Source organism: Geomonas oryzae (assembly GCF_004117875.1).
Classification (GTDB): Bacteria; Desulfobacterota; Desulfuromonadia; order Geobacterales; family Geobacteraceae; genus Geomonas; species Geomonas oryzae.
Window position 1 is genome coordinate 712091 of record NZ_RAHW01000001.1, and the last position, 13320, is coordinate 725410.

Sequence of the window (13320 nt, forward strand, 5' to 3'; positions counted from 1 at the left end):
ACTTATGGCAAAGAAGGCGGTACTTGCGGCAGCAGCACTGTTACTTTCTGTTTCCTCACCCGAAGCCTGGGCAACCAACGGCGATACCCTGATCGGGGTGGCGCCTGCGTCGCGCGCCATGGGGGGGGCTGGCGTCGCCGCCCCGCAGGATGCCATAAGCGCCATCTTCGCGAACCCAGCCGCGGTCTGCATGGGGCCCTACTGCCCCGGCACCGAGGTCGTCTTCGCCTCGACCATCTACAACCCGACCGTCAAGGCCACGGTCACGGCCGGCCCCGAGGTCTTCAGCGCCAAGAGCGACATGAAGCCCTTCATCATACCGGCCGTGGGGATGGTGACGCCGATCAGCGACCGGCTCCGCTTCGGTCTCGGCATGTTCGGGATCACGGGGATGGGGGTCGACTACCGGAACAAGGGGATCGACCTGAACCCCAACTCCCCCCGTGCCGAGGGTGACATCTACACCCAGCTCCAGATCCTGAAGTTCGCCCCCAACCTGGCTTTCCTGGTCACCCCCAATTTCTCCATAGGAACGTCGCTGCACCTTTTGTACGGCTCCCTCGACCTCGGCGAAGGGACCTCGCACAACTACGGCGTCGGTGCGCAGGTGGGCGCCATCTACCGCATGGGTCCCTGTTCCGTCGGGGCAAGCTATACGACTGCGGAGAAGCTGACCCACGAGAGGGTGGCCGATTTCGGCACCACGGAGCAGAAGAAACTGGAGATGGAGTCGCCGCAGACCGCTTCGGCGGGGGTCGCCTGGCACGCCACCGATGAGCTGCTCCTCGAGGCCGACGCGAAGTGGCTCAACTGGAGCGATGCCGACGGTTATCGGGATTTCGACTGGAAGGACCAGTGGGTCTACGCGGTGGGGATGCAGTACAAGGACCCGGACGGCCTCACCCTGCGCCTGGGCTACAACTACGGGAAGAACCCGGTGCGGCTGCACAATAACTACGACCTCATGGGGACGACGCAGATCCAGGGGAACACGGTCTCCAACGTCGGGTACGAATACCTGCGCATCATAGGCTTCCCGGCGATAGCCGAACACCACTTTTCCTTCGGGGTCGGCTACCAGTTCACCGGCTCGTTCGAAGCGCACCTGGGCGGGATGTGCGCCCTCAGCAACAACGTGAGCGAGAGCGACTCGAGCGGGACTTACACCTTCTCTTCCAAGGTACGGGAAACCTCGTACGATATCGGGCTCATATGGCATTTCATGTAGCGTGATAGCACTTTGCAACAGAAGCCCCCTCGGCCGGAGGGGGCTTTTTTTTTGCCTGCCAAAGACGTCCCCCCTACCCCGCAAAAACAATGAACTCAAGAAAGTGCCGTATATGCCGATAAATTCGGTGGAAAAGATCCGAAATCGTCACACGTTGCCCCTACGGTACGCAGCCTCTTGTCCTCCCCTGCCCCGCCAGGCTGCCTGACCGGGCGAACGGCGCACTGCAGATCCGGCCGCCGTAAATGCGGAGCCGCCGGGTTCCGACCACCGACCATGACCGTAAAAGAAAAACCATACCCCGCCTCGTGCGGCATGCGCGAACGGATCATCGCCTACTTCAGCGTCATCTCGCTTGCCGGCTCGGCGGCGTTGATCCTCGTTCTCGTGTACGGCTCGGCCCGACTGGGGATCGAAGGGATCTACCCGCTCAAACAGGGCGAGATCGTGCGTCAGCTGGAGGACGCGGCTGACTTGAAGGTGGAGTCGGTGGTGACCTGGCTTGCCTCCAGGCGTGCCGAGCTTACCGTTGTCGCCAACTCGCGCGACTTCGTGAGGACGACCGAGTCGGCCCTGGCGGGAGGCGACGAGCCCGACGCGGCGGGTATCCAGTCACTCTCCCAGAATCTGCGCACACTGAAGATCATCTCTCCGGACACTTATACATCCGTCGTGCTGGTCAGCCCGGCAGGAAAGGTTCTGGCGGCGAGCGAGATGAACCTTGTCGGCGCCCGCTACCGCAACAAGGCGTTCGTGGAGGCCGCCCTCGCCGCCGGTGCAGCCGAGCACATCGACGTCGTCGGCGAAAGCGGCGGTCCGATGATCCTCATCGGCCGGAAGGTGCTGGTCCGGGACCGGGCGGGGAAGGTGACCGGAGACGTCGCCGGGGTGGTGGTTGCCGAGGCCGGCCCGCGGCCCAGTTTCGAAGCTCTTACGCTGCTTCCCGGCACGGCCGGTGCGCAAAGCGTCATGATTCTCGTGGGCCCGCGCGGCGAGCTGCTCGCATCGGTTCCGGAACAGAGACGGACCCCGACAAGCAGGGATGCTCTCACGGAAAAACTGACCGGGCGGGTTCTCGGGAAGACGGCTTCGTCGCAATTGGAGACGCTTCGTGACGGCAGAAGGTTCTTCGCCACCTACCGTTACCTCGAGGTCGGGGGGGGCGGGAGGTGGGGCATCGCCGTCGCGGTCGACGAGGAGACGGCCTTCGCCCCCCTGGCGGCGACGAGGAGCCGGGCGGCCCTCTTCGGACTCGCCATGATTTCCGGTGCACTGCTCTTCGTGTGGTGGGGAGCCGGCAGGATTGCGAGCCCGATCAGGGAGTTGCGCAGAAGCGTCGCCGCACTCGAGGGGGGGGATTTCTCCGCCCGTACCGCCGCGGCTAACGGTGCCACCAAAGAGATCGCCGAGCTTGGCGCGGCTTTCAACAGCATGGCCGAACGCATCGCCAACTGGCACGAGGAGCTGGAGCGGCAAGTCGCCGAAAGGACCAGGGAGCTGGAACGGGAGAAGGAGAACGCGCGCCGCTACCTCGATGTCGCCGCGGTTATGCTGCTCCTCGTGGATACCGGCGGGCGCATAGCGATGATCAACCGCACCGGGGCCGTGCTGCTGGGGGGGACCGTGGAGGAGCTCCGCGGCATGGACTGGTGCGAAAACTTCGTCCCGGCGGAGGAGAAGAGGGAAGTCCGCGAGATCTTTGACGGCCTGGTGCGCGGCGAGCACGAGTTCCTCGAGTTCTTCGAAAACCGCATCGTCACCAGGGACAAGGGGATGCGTCTCATCTCGTGGCACAACATCCTGCTGCGCGACGATCAAGGCAAGGTGCAGGGGGTGCTGAGTTCCGGAACCGACATCACGGAGAAGCGCCAGGGAGACCTGCAGCGACGGGAACTGGAGCGACAGCTGCTGCACACCCAGAAGCTGGAGAGTTTGGGCGTGCTGGCGGGCGGGGTGGCCCACGACTTCAACAACCTGCTCATGGTTATCGGCGGGAACCTCGAGCTGGTCCGTCACGTGGTGGAACCAGAGAGCCCGGCGATAAAGTACCTGGACAACGCCTACCAGGCGGCCAAGCGCGCGGGCGATCTCACCCGCCAGATGCTGGCGTACTCGGGCAAGGGGGGATACACCCTGCAGGTGGTCGACCTGAACCGGCTTGTAGGTGAGAACGTGGACCTGATGAAGGCGTCGGTGCGCAAGGGAGCGGTCCTCACCGCGCAGTTGCAGCCGGGTGTTCCTTCGTTCGAAGCCGACCCGGGGCAGATGCAGCAGGTGATCGTGAACCTGATCACCAACGCCCTCGAAGCGGTAGGGGAGGGGGGTATCGTCACGGTGAGCACCGGCGTGGCCGAGGTGGGTGCTGCGGAGCTTGCTATCAGCAGGCTGGACGAGAAGCCGGTGGCGGGGAGCTTCATCGTCCTCGAGGTCGCCGACAACGGTGCCGGCATGGACCGCGCCACCTGCGACCGTATGTTCGATCCATTCTTCTCTACGAAGTTTACCGGGCGCGGGCTGGGACTCTGCGCCGTGCAGGGGATCGTACGCGGGCACGGCGGAGCCATCCTGGTGCGCTCTGAAACAGGGGAGGGGACCAGCGTCAAGGTGCTGTTACCCGTTCCCGAACCGCAACCGGTTGAGAAGAGCGTTGCGGAAAAGCTCGAACCGACGACCATCGTCGAGAGAGCGGTGGCGCGCGAGGACGCGGCGAAGAGCTCACCCGGCGCCGAGGCGGGGATACCGCTCCCGGAGGATGCGGGGGAAGAGGGGACGGTGCTCATTGTCGACGACGAGGAGATGGTGCGACTGGTCTGCCGGGCCATGGTGCGGGGGCTTGGCTACCCGACCTTGATCGCAGGTGACGGTGCGGAAGCGGTCGCCCTGTTCCGGGAGCACGCTGAAAAAATCGCCGCGGTGATCATGGATCTCTCCATGCCAGGGATGGATGGGATCACCGCGGCGGATGAGTTGCGCCGCATTCGGCCGGGGGTGAAAATCGTGCTCTCAAGCGGTTACAGCGCGGCGGAGGAGGCAAGAAGGCTCTCCGGCCAGAAGGGGGCGCAGTTCATACAGAAACCGTACGACCTGGAATCCCTGAGGAAGGCCTTGGGCGCACTGTCCGGGGGTACCGCTGCTACTTGAGCTTTGGCTGTGGCGTCGTGTCGGAGCTCGGCGGAAGGAGCGGGTATCCGATCCTCGGCTCCTTGCCGGTCAGCGCATGCAGGAAGGCCACGGTATCGTCCACCTCATGTTCGGATAATTTGATGCCGAGTTGAGCCGAAGCCATGACCGCCACCGCGTCGCGCAGCTTCCAGACCTTCCCTGAATGGAAGTAGGGCTGGGTGAAGGCGACGTTGCGCAGGGAAGGGGCCTTGAAGACGTAGCGGTCGCTCTCGGTGTTGGTGACCATGAAGCGGCCGGTATCGCCGGCCGGGCGGATCTCGGTGGCGGGAGCCTCCCGCACGCCGAAGGGGTAGTAATCGGCCCCGCCGACGTTGATCCCGGCGTGACAGGGGGCGCACCCCTTGTTCATGAAGACCTTGAGCCCCCTTTTCTGCGCGGCGCTCAGGGCCTTGGCGTCCCCTTCCAGGAAGCGGTCAAACGGGGCGTTCGGGGTGGTCAGGGTCGCCTCGAAGACCTCGATTGCCCTCGCCATGTTGTCGAAGCTGACGGGGTCTTTCTGCTTTGGAAAGGCCGCCCGGAAAAGAGGTCCATACCCCGGGATACTCTTCAGCGTCTTCACCACGAGCTCCGGGTTGCTGTTCATCTCGACGTTGGCTTGGACCGGCCCCTTCGCCTGCGTCTGCAGGTCCTTCGCCCTCCCGTCCCAAAACTGTGCAGCATCGAACACCGCGTTGAAGACGGTGGGAGAGTTGCGCGGCCCTTTCTGCCAGCCGTGCCCCACTGCAGTTTCCTGCAGATCCGCCCCGAAAAGCCCTACGTTATGGCAAGTGTTACAGCTGATGAGCTGCGAGCTGGAAAGCCGCGGATCGAAGAAAAGTTTCTTTCCAAGTTCGATTTTCGCGGCGGTGGCAGGGTTCTCCTTCAGCGATGGAGCCTTGGACGGGATCGGTTTGAAGAGCTTCTTCGCCTGCGTCGTCAGTTCATCGGCGGCGAACGCGGAGTTGCCAAGGCAAAGTAGTGCGAGCAACAATGACGCCCTCTTTTTCATGACTGCCTCCTATTAGAAAGGTGAGATGGGCAAAACCATTAAAAGGTACCCCCAGGGGGCGATGTGTCAACTGCGGGCCTGTCCCAACCAAGGCAAAATCCCCCCTGTCCCCCCTTCGCCAAGGCTACGGCGGGCAAGCTCCCCCTTCGCAAAGGGGGGAACGTGCCGCCTACTGCTCTGCTTAATGGAACCGTCGCTCTCCCCAGAATTTCCTGAAGACCTTGGGGCAGTGGGATCTGCTTTTCGTTCTTGTAGGGGGGCTGCTGTAACAGCAATGGGATAAAAGAAAAGGGGGAGGGCCGTAGGCCCTCCCCCTCTTTGCGCGGATGTTACTGCTTAAATTATCGTTTCAGGTAGGCATCGATGGAAGCGGCTGCCTGCTTGCCGTCGCCCATGGCGAGGATGACGGTGGCGCCGCCCCTGACGATGTCGCCTCCGGCGAAGACGCCGGGAATGCTGGTCTCGCCGTTCTCGTCGGCGACGACGTTGCCCCACTTGTTCAGCTTGAGGTCCGGTGCGGTGGCGGTCAAGAGCGGGTTCGCGTTGGTGCCGACCGCGTTGATCACGATTCCCGCCGGGATGTCGTACTCGGAGCCGGGAATCGCCTGCGGACGACGGCGACCGGAGTCGTCGGCGGGTCCAAGCTCCATGCGCTGGCAGCGCAGCGCCTTAACCCAGCCGTCCTCGGTGGCGACGATCTCGAGAGGGGCGGTGAGCATGATGAACTCGACCCCTTCTTCCTTGGCGTGCTTGATCTCCTCTACCCTCGCCGGCATCTCCGCTTCGCCGCGGCGGTAGATGATCATGGCGCGCTTGGCGCCGAGCCTTTTCGCCGTTCTGACGCAGTCCATCGCCGTGTTGCCGCCGCCGATGACGGCGACCTCGTCGCGCTGCAGGATCGGCGTGGCGCTGTCCTCTCTGCGCCCCGCCTCCATGAGGTTTACGCGGGTGAGGAACTCGTTGGCGGCGTACACCCCCTTGAGGTTCTCCCCCGGGATGTTGAGCATGGTGGGGAGCCCGGCGCCGTTGGCGATGAAGACCGCATCGAACTCGCTGCGCAGCTCGGCGATGGTGAGGGTCTTGCCGATGATCACGTTGCACTCGATGGTGACGCCCAACTGTGCGAGCACGGCGACCTCGCGGTCGATGATCTCCTTGGGTAGGCGGAACTCCGGGATTCCGTAGCGGAGCACGCCGCCGGTGTCGTGGAGCGCCTCAAAAATGGTCACCTTGTGACCCTGGCGTGCAAGCTCTCCGGCGGCGGTCAGCCCGGCGGGGCCGCAGCCGACCACGGCCACCGACTTGCCGGTCGGCTCAGGCGTGGGCTCGGAGAGAAGGCGGTCCGGGTGCTGCATGGCCCAGTCGGCCACGTAGCGCTCGAGGTAGCCGATGGCGACCGCGTCACCCTTCTTGCCGCGGATGCAGAGCGCCTCGCACTGGGTCTCCTGGGGGCAGACCCTGCCGCAAACGGCCGGGAGCGCGTTGTCGCCGCGCAGTATCTGGGCAGCACGCGGCATGTCCTCGCAGGCGAGCGCGTCGATGAATTCCGGGATGGAAACGCCCACCGGACAGCCCGCGACGCAGTTTCTCGTCTTGCATTGCAGGCAGCGCTTCGCCTCGGAGAGCGCCTGATCCTCGGAGAGACCCAGGTTGACCTCCTCGAAGTTCTTGTTCCGCTCGTCCGCCGGCAGCTCCGGCATGTGTACCCTGTCTATCGCCATCCTCTCTTTGGGGGAAAGGTCGTTGCTCACTTTGCCACCTCCTTAGCCAGTTTGCAGCCCTCGGCTGCGTGCCTTGCCGCCTCTTCCTTGCGATAGCTGGTGAGGCGGTCGGAAAGGCCGTCGAAGTCAACCAGGTGCGCGTCGAATTCGGGGCCGTCCACGCAGGCGAATTTGGTCTGGTTGCCCACCTGTACGCGGCAGCCGCCACACATACCGGTGCCGTCGATCATGATCGGGTTGAGGCTCACGATGGTCTCGATCCCCGGCTCGCGGGTGATGTTCGCCACCGCCTTCATCATCGGAACCGGGCCGACCGCGAAAACCGCCTGCGGCACGCGCTCTGGGTCGGCGAGCATCTCGGAAAGAGGACCGGTCACGAACCCCTTGTACCCCTGGCTGCCGTCCTCGGTGGTGATGATCAGGTTTTTCGAGAGGGCGCCCAGCTCGTCGGCCAGGATGACGTACTTCTCGGAACGACCGCCGATGATGGTGGTGATCTCGTTCCCCGCCTCGGCGAGCGCCTTCACGAGCGGGAAGAGGACTGCGGTGCCGACCCCGCCACCGACGCAGACGACTCTGCCCCAGTTAGTGATGTGGGTTTCCTTGCCCAGGGGGCCTGCGACGTCGCGGATGAAGCCGCCTGCGGGCGTTGCCACGATCTTCCGGGTCGAGGCGCCGATGGCCTGGATGAAGAGGGTGATGGTCCCGGCGGCCTGATCGGCGTCGCCGATGGTGAGCGGGATGCGTTCCTCGCCCTGGTCGAGGCGGACGATGACGAACTGTCCAGCCTTTCTTGCACGCGCGATGCGGGGGGCGACCAGCACCATCTTGTGGAGGTTTTCCGCGAGAATCTCGTTGCTTACAACTTCGAACATTGGGGTCACCTTCTTGGAAAAGGATATGCTGCAGCTGTTTTAGCGTAGTGAATACGATATCAGCAGCGAGGGGGGGAGGGCAAGGAAGTATACGGAAAAGCAGGGGTAATGAACAATTGACAATGGAGGATCAACAATGGACGGCTAGGTTGCCTCAAACGCCATGCCGTCCATCCCCTCTCCCCCCGGGAGAGGGTGGCCGAAGGCCGGGTGAGGGAGGTGCCACGAAGGGATACTTTGACGAGTGGTGGGAAGCTACCTGGGCGGCCATTACAACGCCCTCACCCCGGCCCTCTCCCGATGGGCGAGGGAGAAGTCGGCAGGAGTGGGAGGAGCAGGGGAGGGGGACTAAGCCTTCACCTTGTAGGTCGCGCAGACGATGCCGGCGAAGATGAGCACGATGCCCGTGATGTGGAAGCCCTGCAGCGTTTCGCCTAAGAACATAACCGCCATGATGGTGGAAAAGGCGGGCATCAGGTGCACGAACTGCCCGCCGACGTGCGGCCCGACCTTACGCAGGCCGTGGTTCCAGGCGGTGAAGGCGACCACCGACGCGAGGACGCCGACGTACAGAACGCTCAGCACGGTAGGGAGGTTGATGGTCATGTGATGACCGGCCGAGATCTCCCAGGCGTAGAACGGGGCGAGGAGCACGAGGCCGACCACGGTCATGGAAAAGAGGAACACGAACGGGTTCAGTCCCTGGGGGTAGCGCTTGATGGCCACCGAGTAGAGCGCCCACGCGATTGCCGCGAGGAGCACCAGGAGGTCGCCGCGGTTGAAGGTGAGCGTGAGGATGCGGGCCGGGTCGCCGCGCAGGATGATGGCGGCGACGCCGATGAGCGACAGGAAGACCCCGGCGTGCTGGCGCAGCATGACGCGCTGCCCGTAGAAGATGCGCGCGAACATGATGATGAAGATGGGGATGGCCGAGTTGACGAGGGCCGCGTTGATGGCGGTGGTCCAGTGCATCGCCATGTAGATCAGATAGTTGAAGAGGGTGACGGCGAAGAGGCCGGATATGGCGACAAGGGGCAGGTTGGCGCGCAGGATGGGCCATTCCTTACGCAGGCGCGGCAGCGCGATCGGGAGGAGCACGACGAGGGCGACGACCCAGCGCCAGAAGACGAAGCCCGCGGGAGGGATGACGTTGTTCATCGCCCGGCTGATCACGAAGTTACCGGACCAGATGAGGGCGCTCAGGGTAAGAAGGAGGTACGGCATGGTGACACCTGCTATGGCGAACCTGCGCGCCAAGCGCTACGGTCCGTAAACTGGAGATTGCCCGTGAGGGCGGCGCCAAAGCGCAAAGACTCTCTCATTTCGCACGGTTGGTCAAGCAAATTGAACAGGGATGAAGGGGATAAAGGCGATAGAGGCGAGGGGGACTGGCTCCAAAGGTGCCAGTCCCCTTCCATTCGGAAGATGAAATAAGGATTTATGAGTAAAGAGACAGGCACCTGGCGGAGCCAGTCCCCTTCGTACAGTTAGAACTCCTGCGACATAGCCTTCACTTCGCGTGCGGTGAAAACCGGGCCGTCCTTGCAGACGTAGACGTTACCCACGTTACAGCGGCCGCACTTGCCGACGCCGCACTTCATCCTGTTCTCGAGGGTCGTGTAGATGTTGTCGTCGGAGAACCCGAGACGCTCCAGAACCGGCAGCGTGAACTTGATCATGATCGGGGGACCGCAAACAAGGGCGATGGTGTTCTCGGAACTCGGCGCAGTCTCTTCGAGGACGGTCGGGACGAAACCCACCTTGCCGTCGAAGTCGGGCCCCGCACCGCCGGGGTCGACGCATTTCACCAGGCGCACGTCGTCGCGCTCCTGCCATTCCTTCAGTTCGTGCTTGTAGACCAGGTCCGCCTCGGAGCGGGCGCCGTAGACGATGGTGATGTCCTTGAACTTGTCGCGCAGGTCGAGACAGTTCCAGATCACGGTCCGAAGCGGCGGAAGCGCGATGCCGCCGGCGATGAAGACGAGGCTCTTGCCGTAGAACTGCTCGATCGGGAAGGAGTTGCCGTAGGGGCCGCGCACCCCGACCGTATCGCCGACCTCGAGCCTTCTGAGCGACTCGGTCACGCGGCCGACGCTCCGGAAGCAGCACTCGATGTAACCCTTGCGGGTCGGGGCCGAGGCGATGCAGAAGGTAGACTCGCCGAAGCCGAAGGATGAGTACTCGGCGAACTGGCCCGCCCTGAAGGCGAATTTCTCCCGGACCTCTTCGTCCTGGAAGACCAGGCGCAGCGTCCTGACATCCGGGGTCTCGTCGACGATGGCCTCGATGGTGGCGAGGTTGGGGAGGTAGATGTTATTAGATTGGCACATAGCTTTACTCTCTCGTACCCCCACCCCCCTTGCGGGGGAGGGCCGGGGTGGGGGGGAAGTGGCCATCGGCGTTGTCGTCGGCACCTTCACCCACCCCCCGACCCCCTCCCGTCAAGGGAGGGGGAGAGATGTGGTTAGTCCTGCTTGGCGTTTATGGTCTCCAGGATCTCGGCGATGTCGATGCCGACGGGGCAGGCGCGGATGCAGCGGCCGCAGCCGGTGCAAAGGGTCTTGCCGAACTTGTCGTCGTAGTACTTGAACTTGTGCATGATGCGGTTTCTGTAGCGCTTGTTCTGCACGTCGCGCGGGTTGTGCCCCGAGGCGTGGTTGGTGAACTTCGCGAAGCCGCAGGCGTCCCAGTGCTTGCGCCGCACGCCGTCGTCGGTGCTCCCCTCGTCGTTGATGTCGAAACAGTGGCAGGCCGGACAGATGAAGGCGCAGGCGCCGCACCCGACACAGATGTCCGCGATTCTCTCCCAGAGCGGGTCCTCGAAGTGCTCTTCGAGCCACTTCTTGATCTTGACGAGATCGAGCTTCTGGACTGCCTGATCCACGAACGGCACGGGCTCGGCCCCGGCCCCTTCCGCGAAAAGGTTCTTGTGCGCGGCGACCAGGGCCTGTCCCTTCTCGGTCACGGCGTTGCATGCGTAGGAGCCGTCCTTGAGCGGGGTCAGGAAAAGATCGCTGCCGTTCTCGGCGTCCGGAGAGAGGCCTACCGCGCGGCAGAAGCAGGCGTCGTCACCCTTGGTGCAGGCGATCCCGACTATGGTGCTCTTGCGGCGGCGCTCCAGGTAGAACTCGTCCTTGTAGTCCCAGGACATGACGGCATCCAGGATGGAGGGGGAGCCGGCATCGCAGGGGGGCGCGCCGATCAGCACCGTTTCCGGGAATTTGGAACGGTCCACGTCGGTCACCTTCATGGCGCCGCCTTCCCGCTTGTAGGAGAGGATGTCCTCGCAGACGGGGAAGAACAGCTCCTTGGAGGAGCGGCGCGGCAGCGCGTCGAGGGTCAGCTCGGTCCCCGCCGTGAGCGGTTCGTAGAGGACGACCGATCCCGACAGCTTCGGCCCGACGACGAGTTTGGCCTCCTTGACCAGGAGGTCGATCAGATTGCGAAGGTTCTGTTCCGTAATGATCTGCATAGGGTTCTCTTTGCTTGCGCCGGTTCCCCCTCTCCCTCCGGGAGAGGGGCAGGGGTGAGGGCGCTGCCGGCTTATGTAATGGTGCGGTGGGCGGAGCGATAGCGATGCATAATCAAGCTGCTGCAATCATTTCTGCCAGTTGCCGTCGCCCTCACCCCGGCCCTCTCCCGGTGGGCGAGGGGGATGTCTGGGGGCGTTGGAAAGGGCAGGCTAGCTACTTGATGAACGACTGGTCGTCGTCCTCCTTGTACTGGTTGAGCGGCCCCTTTTCCACCGGGGCGAGACCCGCCTCGAAGTCATAGAGCTCCTTCAGTTCCTTTGCCATGCGGCGGTTCAACAGGTTCAACGGGATGTCCATCGGGCAGACGCGCTCGCATTCGGCGCAGCCGCCGCAACGTCCGGCGAGATGCATGGCGCGCACGAGGTGCCAAGCCATGTTGCCGGCGGGACGCGGCGAACTCTCCACCGCCTGCGGCCGATTCTTGTCGCACAGGCACTGTTCACAGTAGCAGAAGGGGCAGACCTGGCGGCAAGCCATGCAGCGGATGCAGCGCGAGAAATGTTCCTTCCAGAAAGCCCAGCGCTCCGCCTGCGGCATCGCCTCGATGCGGGCCATCTCCTCCGCCTCTTCCGGGGTCAGGTCGGCAAGCTCGGCATGGGTTCCGGCGGCGACGTCGGCCCCCTCCGGCATGTGCACGGTGCACTCACGGCACTTGCGGGCGATGTTGGCCTCGGTCAAGGTCCCGGTCCGCTCGACGCCGAAACCGTACACGCCTGGGCAGACCACGCCGATGATGAAGAGGTCCTCTCGCTGGAGCTGCGATTCCGTCATCAGGCCGGCTAGGGCGCGCATGTCGCAACCCTTGGCGACGATGCCGACCTTGCCCTGCTTCAGCACGCCCTTCTTCGCCTTGGTGAGGTAGACCGAGAGGTTGTTGACGCAGGCGGGCGAGAAGATGAGTTTTTCCGCTTCTTCCACCGAGGTCACCAACGCCGGGGTGGCGGTTCCTTTGCGGCGGCCGGGGAGGTAGCCGACCACGCCGACCACCGTCTCCTCTTTAAGGATCTTCACCGCTTCCTTGCGGATCGCCTCGGTGACCGCCTCGTAGTAGGCCGGTTCGATGCTGGTCAGATGGTTCTTGTTTGCTCTAGCGTTCATGTCGTTGTCCGTTGGCGCCGTGGTGATTGCCGCAGCGCTGGTTTATCGGGGGGAGCTTCATCTAACATTCCTACCCTATGCTGTCATACGCCTCTTTCAGCTCCGGCGAGTTGAGGACCGCTGACTTGCCACCCGCAGCTCCGGCGAAGGTGGACCACAACTCCTCGTGCTCGAGCTCCTTGAACTCCGGCATCGGCCCCATGGTGCGGACCCGCTCGGTCAGCTCGGTCACCACCTCGACCCACTTACCCCCCTCCGCGGCGGAGACCCAGGAGAACTGGAGCCGGTTCAGGTCGACACCCACGAAGTCGAGCAGGGCGCGGAAGGCGGCGAAGCGGCGCCGGGCGTGGAAGTTGCCGGCCATGTAGTGGCAGTCGCCCGGGTGGCAGCCGGAAACGAGCACCCCGTCCGCCCCCTTCTGGAAGGCGCGCAGGATGAAGACCGGGTCGATCCTCCCGGTGCAGGGGAACTTGAGCACCCTGACGTTGGGCGGGTACTGCATCCGGCTCGTGCCGGCAAGGTCCGCCCCCGCGTAGGTGCACCAGGTGCAGACAAAGGCGACTATCTTCGGTTCAAAATCGGGCATGGAAACCTCAGAGGCCGTTCAACGTTCGGCGTTCGACGTTCGATAACGTGCTCGCCCTGGCGGAACGGAAATTAGACTGACTTGCTTCATTACTGTTGATCGACTTGT

The 13320-nt window shown here is 63.7% G+C and carries 10 protein-coding genes; 2 read left to right on the forward strand and 8 right to left on the reverse strand.

Annotated features, from left to right (window positions below; genetic code table 11):
* The first annotated feature begins 4 nt into the window (after nucleotides 1–4).
* Both D6Z24_RS03190 and D6Z24_RS03195 read left to right on the forward strand, forming a co-directional pair.
* Nucleotides 5–1228, forward strand: a complete 1224-nt coding sequence (locus tag D6Z24_RS03190) for an OmpP1/FadL family transporter (RefSeq protein ID WP_129125086.1) — start codon at nucleotides 5–7, stop codon at nucleotides 1226–1228.
* A 276-nt stretch (nucleotides 1229–1504) separates the two neighbouring features.
* Complete coding sequence (locus D6Z24_RS03195; RefSeq protein ID WP_129125087.1) at nucleotides 1505–4369, forward strand: hybrid sensor histidine kinase/response regulator; 2865 nt, start codon at nucleotides 1505–1507, stop codon at nucleotides 4367–4369.
* Here the strand turns inward: D6Z24_RS03195 and D6Z24_RS03200 are convergent.
* The 8 genes from D6Z24_RS03200 to D6Z24_RS03235 all read right to left on the reverse strand — a co-directional run bounded on the left by D6Z24_RS03200 (nucleotide 4362) and on the right by D6Z24_RS03235 (nucleotide 13212).
* Nucleotides 4362–5399, reverse strand: a complete 1038-nt coding sequence (locus tag D6Z24_RS03200; RefSeq protein WP_129125088.1) for a cytochrome-c peroxidase — start codon at nucleotides 5397–5399, stop codon at nucleotides 4362–4364. The two genes, D6Z24_RS03195 and D6Z24_RS03200, sit on opposite strands and share 8 nt — an antisense overlap.
* A 341-nt stretch (nucleotides 5400–5740) precedes the next feature.
* Nucleotides 5741–7150, reverse strand: coding sequence for an NADPH-dependent glutamate synthase (gene gltA, locus D6Z24_RS03205; RefSeq protein WP_129125089.1), 1410 nt, complete (start codon nucleotides 7148–7150; stop codon nucleotides 5741–5743).
* A complete protein-coding gene (locus D6Z24_RS03210; RefSeq protein WP_129125090.1) occupies nucleotides 7147–7995 on the reverse strand; it encodes a sulfide/dihydroorotate dehydrogenase-like FAD/NAD-binding protein in 849 nt (282 codons plus the stop codon). Before D6Z24_RS03210 ends, gltA begins: the two co-directional genes overlap by 4 nt.
* A 348-nt stretch (nucleotides 7996–8343) precedes the next feature.
* Nucleotides 8344–9252 (reverse strand): DMT family transporter, encoded by a 909-nt coding sequence (locus D6Z24_RS03215; RefSeq protein WP_246014550.1) that lies wholly within the window; start codon nucleotides 9250–9252, stop codon nucleotides 8344–8346.
* Nucleotides 9253–9482: 230 nt separating this feature from the next.
* On the reverse strand, nucleotides 9483–10325 hold the full coding sequence (locus tag D6Z24_RS03220) for an FAD/NAD(P)-binding protein (protein WP_129125091.1): 843 nt from the start codon (nucleotides 10323–10325) through the stop codon (nucleotides 9483–9485).
* Nucleotides 10326–10459: 134 nt separating this feature from the next.
* On the reverse strand, nucleotides 10460–11467 hold the full coding sequence (locus D6Z24_RS03225; RefSeq protein ID WP_129125092.1) for a 4Fe-4S dicluster domain-containing protein: 1008 nt from the start codon (nucleotides 11465–11467) through the stop codon (nucleotides 10460–10462).
* A 214-nt stretch (nucleotides 11468–11681) separates the two neighbouring features.
* Nucleotides 11682–12626, reverse strand: coding sequence for a 4Fe-4S dicluster domain-containing protein (locus D6Z24_RS03230; RefSeq protein WP_129125093.1), 945 nt, complete (start codon nucleotides 12624–12626; stop codon nucleotides 11682–11684).
* A gap of 70 nt (nucleotides 12627–12696) precedes the next feature.
* Nucleotides 12697–13212, reverse strand: coding sequence for a hydrogenase iron-sulfur subunit (locus D6Z24_RS03235; protein WP_129125094.1), 516 nt, complete (start codon nucleotides 13210–13212; stop codon nucleotides 12697–12699).
* Between the last annotated feature and the right edge of the window lie 108 nt (nucleotides 13213–13320).